Genomic DNA, 15,038 nt, shown 5'->3' on the forward strand with positions numbered 1-15,038 from the left:
CGGGATCGCTCACGTCATCGATACGCCTGAGGGGTTCAGACGAGCTCGGTGACCGTACCGCCGGCGGCGGTGATCTTCTCCTTGGCGGAGCCGGAGACGGCGTCGACCGTCACCTGGAGCGCCACGGAGACCTCGCCCTGGCCGAGGACCTTGACGAGGCTGTTCTTGCGAACGGCACCCTTGGCCACCAGACCCTCGACGGTGACCTCGCCACCCTCGGGGTAGAGCGCGGCCAGCTTGTCGAGGTTCACGACCTGGTACTCGGTCTTGAACGGGTTCTTGAAGCCCTTCAGCTTCGGGAGGCGCATGTGGAGGGGCATCTGGCCACCCTCGAAGCGCTCCGGAACCTGGTAACGGGCCTTCGTGCCCTTGGTACCACGACCAGCCGTCTTACCCTTCGACGCCTCACCACGACCCACACGGGTCTTGGCGGTCTTGGCGCCGGGGGCGGGACGGAGGTTGTGGATCTTGAGCGGGTTCTGCTCCGCCATGATCAGTCGACCTCCTCGACCGACACGAGGTGGCGGACGGTGTGCACCATGCCGCGGAACTCGGGGCGGTCCTCCTTGACGACCTGCGTGTTGATGCCCTTGAGACCAAGGGAACGCAGGGTGTCACGGTGGTTCTGCTTGCTGCCGATGTAGGACTTGACCTGCGTGATCTTCAGCTGAGCCATCACGCACCCACTCCGGCGCGGGCACGCAGCAGAGCCGCGGGCGCGACGTCCTCGAGCGGCAGGCCACGGCGGGCCGCGACCTCCTCGGGACGCTGGAGACCCTTCAGGGCCGCCACGGTCGCGTGCACGATGTTGATCGCGTTGTCGGAGCCGAGCGACTTCGACAGGATGTCGTGGATACCGGCGCACTCGAGCACGGCACGCACCGGACCACCGGCGATAACGCCGGTACCGGGGGACGCGGGCTTGAGCAGCACGACGCCGGCAGCCTTCTCACCCTGGATGGGGTGGGGGATGGTGCCCTGGATCCGGGGGACCTTGAAGAAGTGCTTCTTGGCCTCCTCCACACCCTTGGCGATGGCGGCCGGCACCTCCTTGGCCTTGCCGTAACCGACACCCACGGTGCCGTCACCGTCGCCCACCACGACCAGCGCGGTGAAGCTGAAGCGACGACCACCCTTCACAACCTTGGCGACGCGGTTGATCGCGACGACGCGCTCAACGTACGCGGTCTTCTCGGCGGCAGCAGCGCCGCCGTCACGGCCCTTCCGGTCCCGCCGCTCGCCGCCACCGGCACCGCCACCGCGGCGCTGGGGTCCAGCCATTGGAATTACCTCTCTCTGTTTCCGCTAGCTACGGCAGGCTCAGAACTTGAGCCCGGCTTCGCGGGCGGCGTCCGCCAGGGCGGCGATGCGCCCGGCGTACTGGTTGCCACCACGGTCGAACACGACAGCCTCGACACCGGCGGCCTTGGCACGCTCGGCGACCAGGGCGCCGACCTGCTTGGCCTGCGAGGACTTGTCGCCCTCGCCACCGCGGACGGACGCGTCCAGCGTGGACGCGGACGCCAGGGTGTGGCCCTTGAGGTCGTCGATCACCTGCGCCACGATGTGGCGGTTGGAGCGGGTCACGACCAGACGGGGACGCTCCGCCGTACCCGAGATCCGCTTGCGGATCCGGATGTGACGGCGCTTGATCGCGGCGCGCTTGTAGGCGTCGCCCTTGAGGATCTTCTGCCCGTATGCCATGGCTTACTTACCCGCCTTTCCGACCTTGCGGCGGATGACTTCGCCCTCGTACTTGACGCCCTTGGCCTTGTACGGGTCAGGCTTGCGCAGCTTGCGGATGTTGGCCGCAACCTCGCCGACCTTCTGCTTGTCGATGCCCTCGACCTGGAAGCGGGTCGGGGTCTCCACCTTGAAGGTGATGCCCTCGGGCGCCTCGACGGTGATCGGGTGGCTGTAGCCGAGCGCGAACTCGAGGTTCGAACCCTTGGCCGCGACGCGGTAACCGACACCGCTGATCTCGAGCTTCTTCACGTAACCCTGGGTCACGCCGGTGATCATGTTCGCCACCAGCGTGCGGGACAGGCCGTGCAGGGCCTTGTTCTGACGCTCGTCGTTGGGGCGGGTGACGTTGAGAACGCCGTCCTCACCCTTGGCGATGTCGATCGGCGCGACGACGGTGTGGGTCAGCGTGCCCTTGGGGCCCTTGACCGAGACCGTACGGCCGTCGATGGTGACGTCCACGCCGGCGGGAACCGTGATGGGGAGCTTGCCAATACGCGACATAGCTGTTTCCTCCGTTCCCTTCCGCTACCAGACGTAGGCGAGGACTTCCCCACCCACGCCCTTCTTGCCGGCCTGCTTGTCGGTGAGGAGCCCGTGCGACGTGGAGATGATCGCCACGCCGAGGCCGCCGAGCACCTTCGGCAGGTTGGTGGACTTCGCGTACACCCGGAGACCGGGCTTGGAGATCCGCTTGATGCCCGCGATGGAGCGCTCACGGTTCGGGCCGAACTTCAGCTCGAGGACGAGGTTCTTGCCGACCTCGGCGTCCTCGACCTTCCAGCCCGTGATGAAGCCCTCCTGCTGGAGGATCTCCGCGATGTGCGACTTGATCTTGGACGCCGGCATTGTCACGGAGTCGTGGTATGCCGAGTTCGCGTTCCGCAGACGCGTAAGCATGTCTGCGATCGGATCAGTCATGGTCATGAATTGGCCTTCGGCCTCTCTCGCCGGGGTTTCCTGGTGCGCCATCCCTCTCCCCGATCCGAGACGGGACGGGTGCGGCGCGGTGGACCTACGGCGTAGTAAGTCGTATGGGCGGCGACAGACGCCCAACCCCGCAAGCCTAAGGCATGCGAGGTGGGCGTCCTACCGCCCTATCTGCTTACCGAGAGCCTTGGGAATCCCGAATTAGCGGGACTACCAGGAGCTCTTGGTCACGCCCGGCAGCTCGCCACGGTGAGCCATCTCACGAAGGCACACGCGGCACAGGCCGAACTTGCGGTACACGGAGTGCGGACGGCCGCAGCGCTGGCAGCGGGTGTAGCCACGCACACCGAACTTGGGCTTGCGAGCAGCCTTGGCAATCAGAGCCTTCTTCGCCATCTCGCTCACGCCTCCTTGAACGGGAAGCCGAGGTGACGAAGGAGCGCGCGGCCCTCAGCGTCGTTGGTCGCCGTGGTGACCACGGTGATGTCCATGCCCCGGGTACGGTCGATCTTGTCCTGGTCGATCTCGTGGAACATGACCTGCTCCGTGAGACCGAAGGTGTAGTTGCCACGGCCGTCGAACTGCTTGGGGGACAGACCACGGAAGTCGCGGATGCGCGGCAGCGCGAGCGACAGGGTGCGGTCCAGGAACTCCCACATGCGGTCGCCACGGAGCGTGACGTGGGCACCGATCGGCTGGCCCTCACGCAGCTTGAACTGCGCGATGGACTTGCGGGCCTTGGTGACCTGCGGCTTCTGGCCGGTGATCGTGGTGAGGTCGCGGATGGCGCCCTCGATCAGCTTCGAGTCACGGGCGGCGTCGCCGACACCCATGTTGACCACGATCTTGACGAGACCGGGGATCTGCATGACGTTCTCGTACTTGAACTCGTCACGCAGCTTGCCCGCGATCTCCTCGCGGTACTTCTGCTTCAGACGCGGGCTGGTGGTGGTCGTCATCAGATGTCCTCACCCGTCCGCTTGGCAACGCGGATCTTGTTGCCTTCGTCGTCGAAGCGGTAGCCGACACGCGTGACGACCTTGTTGCCGTCCTTCTCCACGACGAGCTGAACGTTGCTCACGTGGATCGGGGCTTCGGTCGTGACGATGCCGCCGGCCTGCGAACCGCTGGCGGTCGGACCGGCCTTGGTGTGCTTCTTGACCCGGTTGACACCCTCGACCAGGACACGGTCCTCGCGGGGGTAGGCCGCGATGACCTTGCCCTGCTTGCCCTTGTCCTTACCGGTGATGACCTGGACCAGGTCGCCCTTCTTGATCTTCATGCTTACAGCACCTCCGGCGCGAGCGAGATGATCTTCATGAACTTCTTCTCGCGCAGCTCACGCCCGACCGGGCCGAAGATGCGGGTGCCGCGAGGGTCGCCGTCGTTCTTCAGAATGACAGCGGCGTTCTCGTCGAAGCGGATGTACGAGCCGTCCGGACGGCGGCGCTCCTTGACGGTGCGAACGATGACCGCCTTGATGACGTCACCCTTCTTCACGTTGCCGCCGGGGATCGCGTCCTTGACGGTGGCGACGATGACGTCACCGATGCCCGCGTAGCGGCGACCGGAGCCACCGAGCACACGGATGCAAAGGATCTCCTTCGCACCAGTGTTGTCGGCGACGCGCAGTCGCGACTCCTGCTGGATCACGTCTATCTCCTGATCGTCTGCCGGTTCCCGGCAGGGGCCTCAGTACGAGGACCCCTGCCGAGCCTGGCGGAACTGACCTGCGGGATTGGCCCCGCAGGAAATTACTTGGCCTTCTCGAGGATCTCGACGACGCGCCAGCGCTTCGTCGCGGACAGCGGCCGGGTCTCCATGAGGAGGACGCGGTCGCCGACACCCGCGGCGTTCTGCTCGTCGTGCGCCTTGAGCTTGTTGGTACGGCGGATGACCTTGCCGTACAGCGCGTGCTTGACGCGGTCCTCGACGGCGACGACGACGGTCTTGTCCATCTTGTCGCTGACGACGAGACCCTCACGGGTCTTGCGGAAGCCGCGGGCCTCTGCAGTCTGCTCAGTCACGTTGCTCTCACTCATCAGGCGCTCTCCACCGTCTCGATGCCCAGCTCGCGCTCACGCATCAGGGTGTAGATCCGCGCGATGTCCTTACGGACGGCCTTCAGCCGACCGTGGTTCTCGAGCTGACCGGTCGCCGCCTGGAAGCGGAGGTTGAACAGCTCTTCCTTGGCCTCGCGGAGCTTACCCAGAAGCTCCTCGTTGCCCAGCTCGCGCAGCTCGGACGCCTTGGTACCGGCCGACATCACGCTTCACCTGCCTCGCGCTTGACGATCCGGCACTTCATCGGCAGCTTGTGGGCCGCACGAAGGAGCGCCTCACGGGCGATCTTCTCGTTCGGGTAGGACAGCTCGAACATCACCCGACCCGGGTGAACGTTCGCGATCCACCACTCCGGCGAACCCTTACCGGAACCCATGCGGGTCTCGGCAGGCTTCTTGGTCAGCGGACGGTCCGGGTAGATGTTGATCCAGACCTTGCCGCCACGCTTGATGTGGCGGGTCATCGCGATACGAGCCGCCTCGATCTGGCGGTTGGTCACGTACGCCGGCGTGAGGGCCTGAATGCCGTACTCGCCGAACGCAACCGTCGTACCGCCCTTGGCCTGACCACGGCGCTTCGGGTGGTGCTGCTTGCGGTGCTTGACCCTACGGGGGATCAGCATTTCGGTCAGGCCTCCGTTCCGCCAGTAGAAGAGGACGGCGCCTCAGCCGGAGCGGACGCGGGAGCCTCGGCCTTGGGGGCCTCGGCGCCGGCAGCCTGCTGCGGCTTGCGACCGCGCCGCTCGCCACCGCGGCCACCACGGGCCGGGCGGTCGGCACCACCACGGGCCGGGCGGTTACCCGCACGGGCCGCAGCGTTCTCGGCGCGGACCTCGGCGATGTTCTTGACGTCGCCCTTGTAGATCCAGACCTTCACACCGATGCGGCCGAAGGTCGTCTTGGCCTCGAAGAAGCCGTAGTCCACGTTCGCACGGAGCGTGTGCAGGGGCACACGGCCCTCGCGGTAGAACTCCGAGCGGGACATCTCGGCGCCACCGAGGCGGCCACCGCACTGGATCTTGATGCCCTTGGCGCCGGCCTTCATGGCGGACTGCATGCTCTTACGCATGGCCCGACGGAAGGAGACGCGGGAGGAGAGCTGCTCGGCAACGGCCTGAGCAACCAGCTGAGCGTCGGTCTCGGGGTTCTTGACCTCGAGGATGTTCAGCTGGACCTGCTTGCCCGTGAGCTTCTCGAGGTCACCGCGGATGCGGTCGGCCTCGGCGCCACGGCGGCCGATGACGATGCCCGGACGAGCGGTGTGGATGTCCACACGCACGCGGTCACGGGTGCGCTCGATCTCGACCTTGGAGATGCCGGCGCGCTCCATGCCGGACGTCATCATCCGACGGATGGCGACGTCTTCCTTGACGTAGTCCTTGTACAGCTTGTCGGCGTACCAACGCGACTTGAAGTCGGTCGTGACACCGAGCCGGAACCCGTGCGGGTTTACCTTCTGGCCCATTACCGGGTTCCTTCCTTGCTGCTGACGACCACGGTGATGTGGCTGGTCCGCTTGCGGATCCGGTAGGCACGGCCCTGGGCGCGCGGACGGAACCGCTTCAGGGTCGGGCCCTCGTCGACGTACGCCTCGGAGATGAAGAGGCTGTCGGCGTCGGTGTGGTCGTAGTTGTGCGCGGCGTTGGCGATGGCGCTGTCCAGCACCTTGCCGACCGGCACGCTCGCGGCCTGCGGGGCGAAACGCAGGACCGCCTGAGCCTCCGTGGCGTCCATGCCACGGATAAGGTCCACCACGCGGCGGGCCTTCATGGGCGTGACGCGGATGTACCGCGCCTGGGCCCTGGCTTCCATGGTTGTCCTTCCAGTGTCTGTCATGGTCATTCCACCCCGCTACTAGCGGCGCTTCGACTTCCGGTCGTCCTTGACGTGACCCCGGAAGGTGCGCGTCGGCGAGAACTCGCCGAGCTTGTGGCCGACCATCGACTCGGTGACAAACACCGGGATGTGGGTCTTGCCGTTGTGCACCGCGATCGTGTGGCCGAGCATCGCCGGGATGATCATGGAGCGGCGGGACCAGGTCTTGATGACGTTCTTGGTACCGGCTTCGTTCTGAGCGTCCACCTTCTTCACCAGGTGGTCGTCGACGAAGGGTCCCTTCTTCAAGCTACGAGGCATCTCAACCCGTCCTTAGCGCTTCTTGTTCGTCTTGCGGCGGCGGACGATGTACTTGTTCGACGCCTTCTTGGGCGAACGAGTACGGCCTTCCTTCTTGCCCCACGGGGACACAGGGTGGCGACCACCGGAGGTCCGGCCCTCACCACCACCGTGCGGGTGGTCAACCGGGTTCATCACGACACCACGGACGGTCGGGCGAACGCCCAGCCACCGCTTACGGCCGGCCTTACCCCAGTTGATGTTGCTCTGCTCGGCGTTGCCGACCTCGCCGACGGTGGCGCGGCAGCGCACGTCGACCAGGCGGATCTCACCGGACGGCATACGGAGGTGGGCGTAGGCGCCCTCCTTCGCGAGCAGCTGCACGGAGGCACCCGCGGAGCGGGCGAACTTGGCACCGCCACCGGGACGGAGCTCGATCGCGTGGATCGTGGTACCGACCGGGATGTTGCGGAGGGCCAGGTTGTTGCCCGGCTTGATGTCGGCCCCGGGACCGTTCTCGACGCGGTCACCCTGCTGGAGGTTGCGCGGGGCGAGGATGTAGCGCTTCTCGCCGTCGGCGTAGTGCAGCAGCGCGATGCGCGCGGTGCGGTTGGGGTCGTACTCGATGTGCGCGACCTTCGCCGGCACGCCGTCCTTGTCGTGACGACGGAAGTCGATCACTCGGTAGGCGCGCTTGTGTCCGCCACCCTGGTGGCGAACGGTCACACGACCGGCGTTGTTACGGCCGCCCTTGCTGTGCAGCGGGCGGACCAGCGACTTCTCCGGCGTGGACCGCGTGACCTCGACGAAGTCGGCGACGCTGGCGCCACGACGGCCCGGCGTAGTCGGCTTGTACTTGCGGATTCCCATTTCTCAGTCCTCGTCCGATATCGGACGATCCGGACCGCCCTTAGGCGGTCGGACCGCCGAAGATGTCGATACGGTCGCCCTCGGCGAGGGTCACGATCGCGCGCTTACTGCCCGCACGCTGACCGAAGCCGGTCTTCGTGCGCTTGCGCTTGCCCTGGCGGTTGATCGTGTTGACCCCGGTGACCTTGACCGAGAAGACCGCCTGGACGGCCTGCTTGATCTGGGTCTTGTTGGCGTTCGGGTCGACGATGAACGTGTACTTGTTCTCGTCGAGGAGCGCGTAGCTCTTCTCGGAGACGACCGGCTTGAGCAGGACGTCACGGGGGTCCGTGTACGACTTGCTCAGCGGGGTCTCGACGGTGTTCTTGCCCTCGGTGGCGTGGCGCTTCGCCTTGGCGAGACGCGCGGCCTTGGCGGCCTTGGCGGCCTTCGAGGCAATGCTCGGGTGACGCGTAGCCATCAGGCCTCGCTCCCTTCGGTGTCAGCGGCCTTGGGGCCAGACACGAAGGACTCGAAAGCGGCCTGGGTGAAGACCACGTCGTCCGAGACGAGAACGTCGTACGTGTTCAGCTGGCCCGGCTCCAGGATGTGGACCTGGGGCAGGTTGCGGGCGGACAGCCACGCGGCCTCGTCGGCGCGGTCGACGACCAGGAGCAGGTTCTTGCGCTCCGAGATCTTGCCGAACAGCGACTTGGCGGCCTTCGTGGAGGGGGTCTCGCCCTCGATCACGCCAGTGACGACGTGGATGCGGTTGTGGCGGGCCCGGTCGGTGAGGGCGTGGCGCAGGGCCGCGGCCTTCATCTTCTTCGGGGTCCGCTGCGAGTAGTCACGCGGCTGCGGGCCGTGGACGACGCCACCGCCGGCGAACTGCGGGGCGCGGGTCGAACCCTGACGGGCGCGGCCGGTGCCCTTCTGGCGGTACGGCTTCTTGCCGCCACCACGGACTTCACCGCGACGCTTGGTCTTGTGCGTGCCCTGGCGGGCAGCGGCGTTCTGCGCGACGACGACCTGGTGGATCAGCGGGATGCTGATCTTCTCCACGCCGAAGATCTCCGCGGGGAGCTCGACGCTACCGGTCTTCTCGCCTGCAGGCGAAAGGATGTCAACAGTGCTCATCGGTACCTCAGGCCCCCTTGGCCGCGGTGCGGACCAGGACGAGGCCGCCGTTCGGACCGGGAACCGCGCCCTTGATGAGCAGCAGACCCTTCTCCGCGTCAACGGCGTGGACGGTCAGGTTCTGGGTGGTGACCCGCTCGTTGCCCATGCGACCCGCCATGCGGAGGCCCTTGAACACACGGCCCGGGGTGGCGCAGCCACCGATGGAACCGGGGGAGCGGTGCTTGCGCTGGGTGCCGTGTCCGGCGCCGAGGCCCTTGAAGTTGTGACGCTTCATGACACCGGCGAAGCCCTTGCCCTTGCTCTTGCCGGTCACGTCGACCTTCACACCGGCCTCGAAGACCTCAGCGGAGATCTCCTGGCCCAGCGTGTACTCGGAGGCGTCCGCAGTGCGGATCTCGACGAGGTGACGACGGGGGGTGACGTCGGCCTTGGAGAAGTGGCCCTTGAGGGGCTTGTTCACCTTGCGCGGGTCGATCTCGCCGAACGCGATCTGGACGGACTCGTAGCCGTCGACGTCGTTCGTGCGGACCTGGGTCACGACATTCGGTCCGGCCTTGACGACGGTGACCGGAACAACGCGGTTGTTCTCGTCCCACACCTGCGTCATGCCGAGCTTCTCGCCCAGGATGCCCTTGATCTGCTTAGCCATTCTCAGCTCACCGACCCTCAGAGCTTGATCTCGATGTCGACACCGGCCGGGAGGTCGAGTCGCATCAGAGAGTCAACGGTCTTGGGGGTGGGGTCGAGAATGTCGATCAGGCGCTTGTGCGTGCGCATCTCGAAGTGCTCGCGCGAGTCCTTGTACTTGTGCGGCGACTTGATGACGCAGTACACGTTCTTCTCAGTGGGCAGCGGCACCGGGCCCGCGACCGACGCACCAGTGCGGGTCACCGTCTCGACGATCTTCTTCGCCGAGGAGTCGATGACCTCGTGGTCGTAGGCCTTGAGCCGGATGCGGATCTTCTGTCCCGCCATGGCTACTCAGTAGTCCTGTCTCTTCTTACGCTCCGGAACCCGGTGGATTCCTTCTGCTGCCTTCGTTTCTCCGACCCACGCGGTCGGGCGTGTCGCGCTCCCGCCGACACAGATGTCCCTTGTTCGAACATCCCTGCGGGAATGCACACGGCCCTTCCGGAACCGCGGACCGGGGACCTCGGGCCCACCGGGCGCCTGGCCGGTGTTGCGCTCACACTTCCCGGAAGATTCCCGTACGTCCGCCCCAGTGCTGCCGTGGTGGCAGTTAGGGCGACGAGTACTGTGGGACTCGCTTCCGGTCCTCCCGGCGGGAGGCGCGCAGCATCAACGCTCGACCGAGCAACTCCGACAGTCTGCCATATGGGGCGGGTCCTCCGCCAATCGGGCCGAAGAGATTACCCCGAAGGTGATGTAGGTCAAACCGGGGACGCCGCCAGGGGCGGCTCACCGTGCGGCCGGGAAGCCGGCCCGACCCCGGGAGTCTCGACGGTCGTCACCTTGCGCCAGGCGTCTCCCTTCGCCTTCTTCACGGCGAGTTGGGAGCTGATGGTGGCGGGGTCGTTGGAGGTCCGCGAGTTCAAGAAGCTGGACGACGACCTCGCCAAGAAGGCGGGCTGGTCGGGCCGCGCCCCCCTCAGATCCGCCTGCTTTCCAGGGGGCCCAGATACGTCGGCTCCAGGCCGCCCGTGTCGATCAGCAGCCTCTGGAGTACCACCGTCGGGTCCACCATCCAGAACTTGAGCCTGTGGACCCCCGGCCGGGAGACCGTGTGCCTCGTCGCCGTGCGGTTGATGTTGTCGGAGGTGTTGCGGGCCCAGACCGCGTTGAGCAGGCCGTCGTCGGCGCCGGTGTTGATGTCGACCGTCTGGATGTCCGCGTCGTCGAAGGACACGCCGTATTGCAGTCCCCCGGTCGGCAATGCCGGGTTCCGTGGGGACACGTACGCCCACACCGTCACCTCCCCCGAACCCGAGCCTGATCCCGACAGCAGGCTCACCTCGTACTCCAGCCGCGGCGAAGTTCCCCCCGGCACCCTCCTCGCCCCCGTCACCGGCCACGGCGTCATCCCCGCCCCCGTGCGGCCGATCCCCTCCAGCCGTCGCCAGGTGCCCAGCGCGCGGTCGTAGTGCTCCGCGTCTATGGCCACGTAGCCGCCCGCCTCGACGAAGCCGCGCAGGGGTCGGCGGGAAGGGCTGTCCGTCACGCACGCGACCGTCACCGAGCTGCCCGCGCCGGTCACCGTCAGCGATGCCTCCGATCGGCCGCGTGGAGCCTTCGACCAGTCCACGCGGACCTCCAGCCGCACCTGCTGCGCAACCCGCCCTCGCGGGCCGTCCACCACCAGCCACGGCGCCGAAGTCTCCACCCGGTAGTCGAAGGGGGTGCGGCCCCGGTTGAAGAGCTCCACGTACTGCTGTGGCCGCGTCTGGTACGGGCTGAACACCGGCAGCACCGCCCGCCGACCCGACGCACCCCCCGGCCACCACTCCCCCGAGTCCTCCGCGCCGTCCACCGACACGCCCAGGACCGCGTCGGCCGGTACCTCCAGCCGTTTCACCGCCGGGAAGAGGACGTCGGGCAGCGCCACGTTGTCCTTCTCCGGCTGCTGCCACGGCGCGTTCGGGCCGTACCGGTCCACGTCCCCGTAGTCGATGTGCGGCTGGGTCTGGAAGCCCCTCCATTTGCCTCCGGCCACCTCGGAGTTGAAGCGGTCGGCGAGCTCGAAGTCCTTCTCCAGTCCCGCTTCCGCCTCCGCCGCGCGGTCGTTCGTCGCCGCTCTGCCCTGCTTGGCGTAGAGGAGGTTCTGGAACTCCGCCTGCCGCAGTGCGTAGAGGTTCGCGGTCGCCGCCACCTCGTAGCCCACCAGCTCGAACCACGCGTCCTGCGTCCCAGCAGGCAGCCTCCGCGCTATGCGGCCCGCCTTGTGCGCCAGGCCCTTCCACTCCAGCGTCACCCGTTCCAGCTCCCGGTGACCGAAGTGGTACGGGGTCTGCTGGTCGTCGTTCACCACCTGGCCGGCGCCGTCCAGCGTGATCCGGCGGTTGAGCAGTTCCGGCTTGCGGCGGGCCTGTAGCCGGCCGTACTCCGCCAGTACGGACGCGATCGCCTCCGCCTGCGCGCCGCCGAAGTTCTGGCGGGCGTACCTCCGCTCCCACTCGCCCAGCCGGTCCAGGTCCCAGCGGTCCGGATTCCAGGCGTAGGTGAGGAAGAACTCGGTCGGCAGTTCGTTGCCCTTCAGGTCGCCTACGTTCGCCACCCACAGGCCGTGGTTGCCGTAGGCGTGCGCCTGGTGGAGCTGGTCCCAGGTGTTGCGCAGGTTCGCCGTGTCGACCCACTTGTAGTTCCGGCCCGCGCCCACGTAGTCGAAGTGGTAGTACAGGCCGTAGCCGCCGGTCCGCGCCGCCTCCGCCGGGTCCGGGTGCTTGCGGATGTTGCCCCAGTTGTCGTCGGTCAGGACGACCGTGACGTCGTCCGGTGCCCGCAGGCCCCGGTCCCAGTACCGCTGCACCTCCTTGTACAGCGTCCACACCTGCGGGGTCCGCGCCGCGGGCCGGCCCGTCACCTCCTCGATGATCCGGCGCTGCGTCGCGATGATCTCCTGCATGAGTTCGATGCCGTCGCCGTCGGGGAGGCTGGTGTCGCCGTTGCCGCGCATTCCCAGGGTCACGACGCCCTCGAAGCCCTCGTCCACCATGCGCTGGATGCCGGCGCGCCAGTACTTCTGGATCGCCTCGGCGTTGCGGCGGTACGACCACTCCCCCGTGCCGCCGTAAGGGTCCTTGCCGCCGCTCGCGTGGCGGTTCCACTCCTCGATGCCGCGCATCATCGGCGCCTCGTGAGACGTGCCCATGACAACGCCAAACTCCGCGGCCCGCCGGTGGTTGTCCGGGTCGTCCTCCGCGAAGGCCCTGCCCCAGACCGCCGGCCAGAGGTAGTTGCCCTTCAGGCGCAGCAGGACCTCGAACACCTTCGCGTAGAAGTCCGCGTTGAAGCCGCCCGGGTAGCCCGGCGCCCTGCCCGGCCCGAAGTACACCGGCGCCCAGGTGCCCAGGGCCGGGTTCTCGTCGTTGATGAAGAAGCCGCGGTACTTCACCGCGGGGGTGCCCTGCGTGTACCGGCCCGGCAGCACCCAGACGCCGCTCCTGGGCGTCGGGGGCACGTCGTCCCACCAGTGCCAGGGGGAGACGCCGATGCCGTACGAGACGTCGTACGCGCCGAAGACCGTGCCGCGCTGGTCGCTGCCCGCGATGACAAGCGCACGCTCCACCCCGGGCATCGGGTGGTCCACGACCGTCTGGAGCGAGGTCTCCCACTTGCCGCGCACGCCGGTGACGTCCAGCTTCCCGGCCGCGATCAAGCCGTCGATCAGCGGGCTGCGGCCGATCGTGCCCAGGAGCACCGGATGCCGCCCGATGGTGGAGCCCGGCCGTACGCCGGTCACCCGCTCGATGTCGTCGCGGAGGTCGCCCGCGACCCGTACGACTCCGGGATGGTCCTCCGCGCTGACCACCACCGGGGCGCCCACCAGGGAGAAGACCCCGCCGGTGAAGGAGATGTACGCCCCCGGATCCGTCACCCGGAGGCCGTCGTCGCCCCCGGCCCGTGCGACCCCCGAGGACAGCACCGGCATCGCAGCGAGCCCCGCCCCCAGCACAGTCCTGCGCCTGACAGACATGCCTCACCCCTCCACCCGAATTTGGTCAGCGGCATGACAAATGCTGAGCCGGAGTGGCACGAGGGGACAACGGGTCGTACGCGCCGAATAGTTTCGAGCCCCGGAACCCCAGACCCCGGAAAGGCCAAGAGGCCCGTGCGACCGAAGTCGTACGGGCCTCTCGGAGCTACCAGGCAGAGTCCTGCCGGGTCAGTTCAAGATCACTTGTTGATCTTGATGACCTGGCCGGCGCCCACGGTCCGGCCACCCTCACGGATGGCGAACTTCAGGCCCTCTTCCATGGCGACGGGCTGGATGAGCTCCACCTTCATCTCGGTGTTGTCACCCGGCATGACCATCTCGGTGCCCTCGGGGAGGGTCACGACGCCGGTCACGTCCGTCGTACGGAAGTAGAACTGCGGACGGTAGTTGTTGAAGAACGGCGTGTGGCGGCCACCCTCGTCCTTGGAGAGGATGTAGGCCTGCGCCTCGAACTCGGTGTGCGGGGTGACCGAGCCCGGCTTGATGATGACCTGGCCGCGCTCGACGTCCTCGCGCTTGATGCCGCGGAGCAGCAGACCGACGTTCTCACCGGCCTGGCCCTCGTCGAGCAGCTTGCGGAACATCTCGATGCCGGTGACCGTGGTGGTGGTCTTCTCGGTCTTGATGCCGATGATGTCGACGGTCTCGTTGACCTTGAGGACACCACGCTCGATACGGCCGGTGACGACCGTACCGCGACCGGTGATCGTGAAGACGTCCTCGATCGGCATCAGGAACGGCTTGTCGACGTCGCGCTCCGGCTCCGGGATCGCGGTGTCGACGGCGTTCATGAGCTCCAGGACGGACTGCGTCCACTCCTTGTCGCCCTCGAGCGCCTTCAGAGCGGAGACCTTGACGACCGGCAGGTCGTCGCCCGGGAACTCGTACTCGGAGAGGAGCTCACGGACCTCGAGCTCGACGAGCTCCAAGATCTCCTCGTCGTCCACCATGTCGGCCTTGTTCAGGGCGACGACGATGTACGGAACGCCGACCTGGCGGGCCAGGAGCACGTGCTCCTTGGTCTGCGGCATCGGGCCGTCGGTCGCGGCGACCACCAGGATCGCGCCGTCCATCTGGGCGGCACCGGTGATCATGTTCTTGATGTAGTCCGCGTGACCCGGGCAGTCGACGTGGGCGTAGTGACGCGCCTCGGTCTGGTACTCGACGTGCGCGATGGAGATGGTGATACCGCGCTGGCGCTCCTCGGGCGCCTTGTCGATGTTGTCGAAAGCGGTGGCCTCGTTCAGGTCCGGGTACGCGTCGTGCAGCACCTTGGTAATGGCGGCCGTGAGGGTCGTCTTACCGTGGTCGATGTGACCGATGGTGCCGATGTTGACGTGCGGCTTAGTCCGCTCGAACTTCGCCTTCGCCACTGGGGTCCTCCTGTGGAGTGGTTCTGTACGCCTTACTTCATCGGCGCCAGGTGATCTTTGCTGTTAAGTCCCGGAACCCGGGGCATTCATCCTGGAATACGGCTGAATGCCCCTTGAGGCTCCGGAGTCAAGCCTAAAGCGTGAGAACGCTGAA

24 protein-coding genes are annotated in these 15,038 nt (G+C 67.0%); all 24 read right to left on the reverse strand.

Annotated elements, in window-relative coordinates; translation table 11 throughout:
* Positions 1-35: 35 nt before the first annotated feature.
* On the reverse strand, positions 36-491 hold the full coding sequence (gene rplO / locus ABZ915_RS28185) for a 50S ribosomal protein L15 (protein ID WP_030745257.1): 456 nt from the start codon (positions 489-491) through the stop codon (positions 36-38).
* Between the two features lie 2 nt (positions 492-493).
* A complete protein-coding gene (gene rpmD, locus ABZ915_RS28190; RefSeq protein WP_006140898.1) occupies positions 494-676 on the reverse strand; it encodes a 50S ribosomal protein L30 in 183 nt (60 codons plus the stop codon).
* Entirely contained in the window at positions 676-1,281 is a 606-nt protein-coding gene (gene rpsE, locus ABZ915_RS28195; protein ID WP_285561820.1) for a 30S ribosomal protein S5, read from the reverse strand. The genes rpmD and rpsE overlap by 1 nt, the downstream gene beginning before the upstream one ends.
* A gap of 39 nt (positions 1,282-1,320) precedes the next feature.
* Complete coding sequence (gene rplR / locus ABZ915_RS28200) at positions 1,321-1,704, reverse strand: 50S ribosomal protein L18 (RefSeq protein WP_145886665.1); 384 nt, start codon at positions 1,702-1,704, stop codon at positions 1,321-1,323.
* Between the two features lie 3 nt (positions 1,705-1,707).
* Positions 1,708-2,247, reverse strand: coding sequence for a 50S ribosomal protein L6 (gene rplF, locus ABZ915_RS28205; RefSeq protein ID WP_350745511.1), 540 nt, complete (start codon positions 2,245-2,247; stop codon positions 1,708-1,710).
* 24 nt (positions 2,248-2,271) lie between these two features.
* The gene (rpsH, locus tag ABZ915_RS28210; RefSeq protein ID WP_007384075.1) at positions 2,272-2,670 is read right to left on the reverse strand and encodes a 30S ribosomal protein S8; all 399 of its coding nucleotides are present in this window, start codon (positions 2,668-2,670) and stop codon (positions 2,272-2,274) included.
* 213 nt (positions 2,671-2,883) lie between these two features.
* Entirely contained in the window at positions 2,884-3,069 is a 186-nt protein-coding gene (locus ABZ915_RS28215) for a type Z 30S ribosomal protein S14 (RefSeq protein ID WP_003948630.1), read from the reverse strand.
* Between the two features lie 5 nt (positions 3,070-3,074).
* The gene (gene rplE, locus ABZ915_RS28220) at positions 3,075-3,632 is read right to left on the reverse strand and encodes a 50S ribosomal protein L5 (protein WP_361808925.1); all 558 of its coding nucleotides are present in this window, start codon (positions 3,630-3,632) and stop codon (positions 3,075-3,077) included.
* A complete protein-coding gene (gene rplX / locus ABZ915_RS28225) occupies positions 3,632-3,955 on the reverse strand; it encodes a 50S ribosomal protein L24 (protein WP_310764877.1) in 324 nt (107 codons plus the stop codon). The genes rplE and rplX overlap by 1 nt, the downstream gene beginning before the upstream one ends.
* 2 nt (positions 3,956-3,957) lie before the next feature.
* The gene (gene rplN / locus ABZ915_RS28230; protein ID WP_003992364.1) at positions 3,958-4,326 is read right to left on the reverse strand and encodes a 50S ribosomal protein L14; all 369 of its coding nucleotides are present in this window, start codon (positions 4,324-4,326) and stop codon (positions 3,958-3,960) included.
* 101 nt (positions 4,327-4,427) lie between these two features.
* Positions 4,428-4,715, reverse strand: a complete 288-nt coding sequence (rpsQ, locus tag ABZ915_RS28235) for a 30S ribosomal protein S17 (RefSeq protein ID WP_003992363.1) — start codon at positions 4,713-4,715, stop codon at positions 4,428-4,430.
* The gene (gene rpmC, locus ABZ915_RS28240) at positions 4,715-4,939 is read right to left on the reverse strand and encodes a 50S ribosomal protein L29 (RefSeq protein WP_030174543.1); all 225 of its coding nucleotides are present in this window, start codon (positions 4,937-4,939) and stop codon (positions 4,715-4,717) included. Before rpmC ends, rpsQ begins: the two co-directional genes overlap by 1 nt.
* Entirely contained in the window at positions 4,939-5,358 is a 420-nt protein-coding gene (rplP, locus tag ABZ915_RS28245; protein WP_132857211.1) for a 50S ribosomal protein L16, read from the reverse strand. Before rplP ends, rpmC begins: the two co-directional genes overlap by 1 nt.
* Positions 5,359-5,363: 5 nt before the next feature.
* A complete protein-coding gene (gene rpsC, locus ABZ915_RS28250; RefSeq protein WP_355936094.1) occupies positions 5,364-6,200 on the reverse strand; it encodes a 30S ribosomal protein S3 in 837 nt (278 codons plus the stop codon).
* Complete coding sequence (rplV, locus tag ABZ915_RS28255; RefSeq protein WP_003974262.1) at positions 6,200-6,547, reverse strand: 50S ribosomal protein L22; 348 nt, start codon at positions 6,545-6,547, stop codon at positions 6,200-6,202. The genes rpsC and rplV overlap by 1 nt, the downstream gene beginning before the upstream one ends.
* Before the next feature lie 42 nt (positions 6,548-6,589).
* Positions 6,590-6,871 carry a 30S ribosomal protein S19 gene (gene rpsS, locus ABZ915_RS28260; protein WP_019888752.1) on the reverse strand — a complete coding sequence of 94 codons (282 nt, stop codon included), beginning with the start codon at positions 6,869-6,871 and terminating at the stop codon, positions 6,590-6,592.
* A 12-nt stretch (positions 6,872-6,883) separates the two neighbouring features.
* Complete coding sequence (gene rplB, locus ABZ915_RS28265; protein WP_018543909.1) at positions 6,884-7,720, reverse strand: 50S ribosomal protein L2; 837 nt, start codon at positions 7,718-7,720, stop codon at positions 6,884-6,886.
* A 40-nt stretch (positions 7,721-7,760) separates the two neighbouring features.
* Positions 7,761-8,180: a 50S ribosomal protein L23 gene (gene rplW, locus ABZ915_RS28270; RefSeq protein ID WP_132857209.1), complete on the reverse strand. Its 420-nt coding sequence runs from the start codon at positions 8,178-8,180 to the stop codon at positions 7,761-7,763.
* Positions 8,180-8,836, reverse strand: coding sequence for a 50S ribosomal protein L4 (rplD, locus tag ABZ915_RS28275; RefSeq protein WP_361808930.1), 657 nt, complete (start codon positions 8,834-8,836; stop codon positions 8,180-8,182). The genes rplW and rplD overlap by 1 nt, the downstream gene beginning before the upstream one ends.
* A gap of 7 nt (positions 8,837-8,843) precedes the next feature.
* Positions 8,844-9,488 carry a 50S ribosomal protein L3 gene (gene rplC / locus ABZ915_RS28280; RefSeq protein ID WP_361808933.1) on the reverse strand — a complete coding sequence of 215 codons (645 nt, stop codon included), beginning with the start codon at positions 9,486-9,488 and terminating at the stop codon, positions 8,844-8,846.
* A gap of 17 nt (positions 9,489-9,505) precedes the next feature.
* Positions 9,506-9,814: a 30S ribosomal protein S10 gene (rpsJ, locus tag ABZ915_RS28285; RefSeq protein WP_003948644.1), complete on the reverse strand. Its 309-nt coding sequence runs from the start codon at positions 9,812-9,814 to the stop codon at positions 9,506-9,508.
* A 416-nt stretch (positions 9,815-10,230) separates the two neighbouring features.
* Complete coding sequence (locus tag ABZ915_RS28290; RefSeq protein ID WP_361808936.1) at positions 10,231-10,395, reverse strand: hypothetical protein; 165 nt, start codon at positions 10,393-10,395, stop codon at positions 10,231-10,233.
* Between the two features lie 53 nt (positions 10,396-10,448).
* Entirely contained in the window at positions 10,449-13,490 is a 3,042-nt protein-coding gene (locus tag ABZ915_RS28295) for a glycosyl hydrolase 115 family protein (RefSeq protein WP_361808939.1), read from the reverse strand.
* A 200-nt stretch (positions 13,491-13,690) separates the two neighbouring features.
* A complete protein-coding gene (gene tuf / locus ABZ915_RS28300) occupies positions 13,691-14,884 on the reverse strand; it encodes an elongation factor Tu (RefSeq protein WP_361455579.1) in 1,194 nt (397 codons plus the stop codon).
* Positions 14,885-15,038: the final 154 nt, after the last annotated feature.

It is taken from the genome of Streptomyces sp. NPDC046915 (genome assembly GCF_040644935.1).
GTDB lineage: Bacteria > Actinomycetota > Actinomycetes > Streptomycetales > Streptomycetaceae > Streptomyces.

Excerpts from the sequence above, each read along its gene's own strand:
- rplO (WP_030745257.1), bottom strand. The coding sequence starts at position 491 with ATGGCGGAGCAGAACCCGCTCAAGATCCACAACCTCCGTCCCGCCCCC.
- rpmD (WP_006140898.1), bottom strand. The coding sequence starts at position 676 with ATGGCTCAGCTGAAGATCACGCAGGTCAAGTCCTACATCGGCAGCAAG.
- rpsE (WP_285561820.1), bottom strand. The coding sequence starts at position 1,281 with ATGGCTGGACCCCAGCGCCGCGGTGGCGGTGCCGGTGGCGGCGAGCGG.
- rplR (WP_145886665.1), bottom strand. The coding sequence starts at position 1,704 with ATGGCATACGGGCAGAAGATCCTCAAGGGCGACGCCTACAAGCGCGCC.
- rplF (WP_350745511.1), bottom strand. The coding sequence starts at position 2,247 with ATGTCGCGTATTGGCAAGCTCCCCATCACGGTTCCCGCCGGCGTGGAC.
- rpsH (WP_007384075.1), bottom strand. The coding sequence starts at position 2,670 with ATGACCATGACTGATCCGATCGCAGACATGCTTACGCGTCTGCGGAAC.
- ABZ915_RS28215 (WP_003948630.1), bottom strand. The coding sequence starts at position 3,069 with ATGGCGAAGAAGGCTCTGATTGCCAAGGCTGCTCGCAAGCCCAAGTTC.
- rplE (WP_361808925.1), bottom strand. The coding sequence starts at position 3,632 with ATGACGACCACCACCAGCCCGCGTCTGAAGCAGAAGTACCGCGAGGAG.
- rplX (WP_310764877.1), bottom strand. The coding sequence starts at position 3,955 with ATGAAGATCAAGAAGGGCGACCTGGTCCAGGTCATCACCGGTAAGGAC.
- rpsQ (WP_003992363.1), bottom strand. The coding sequence starts at position 4,715 with ATGAGTGAGAGCAACGTGACTGAGCAGACTGCAGAGGCCCGCGGCTTC.
- rpmC (WP_030174543.1), bottom strand. The coding sequence starts at position 4,939 with ATGTCGGCCGGTACCAAGGCGTCCGAGCTGCGCGAGCTGGGCAACGAG.
- rplP (WP_132857211.1), bottom strand. The coding sequence starts at position 5,358 with ATGCTGATCCCCCGTAGGGTCAAGCACCGCAAGCAGCACCACCCGAAG.
- rpsC (WP_355936094.1), bottom strand. The coding sequence starts at position 6,200 with ATGGGCCAGAAGGTAAACCCGCACGGGTTCCGGCTCGGTGTCACGACC.
- rplV (WP_003974262.1), bottom strand. The coding sequence starts at position 6,547 with ATGGAAGCCAGGGCCCAGGCGCGGTACATCCGCGTCACGCCCATGAAG.
- rpsS (WP_019888752.1), bottom strand. The coding sequence starts at position 6,871 with ATGCCTCGTAGCTTGAAGAAGGGACCCTTCGTCGACGACCACCTGGTG.
- rplB (WP_018543909.1), bottom strand. The coding sequence starts at position 7,720 with ATGGGAATCCGCAAGTACAAGCCGACTACGCCGGGCCGTCGTGGCGCC.
- rplW (WP_132857209.1), bottom strand. The coding sequence starts at position 8,180 with ATGGCTACGCGTCACCCGAGCATTGCCTCGAAGGCCGCCAAGGCCGCC.
- rplD (WP_361808930.1), bottom strand. The coding sequence starts at position 8,836 with ATGAGCACTGTTGACATCCTTTCGCCTGCAGGCGAGAAGACCGGTAGC.
- rplC (WP_361808933.1), bottom strand. The coding sequence starts at position 9,488 with ATGGCTAAGCAGATCAAGGGCATCCTGGGCGAGAAGCTCGGCATGACG.
- rpsJ (WP_003948644.1), bottom strand. The coding sequence starts at position 9,814 with ATGGCGGGACAGAAGATCCGCATCCGGCTCAAGGCCTACGACCACGAG.
- ABZ915_RS28295 (WP_361808939.1), bottom strand. The coding sequence starts at position 13,490 with ATGTCTGTCAGGCGCAGGACTGTGCTGGGGGCGGGGCTCGCTGCGATG.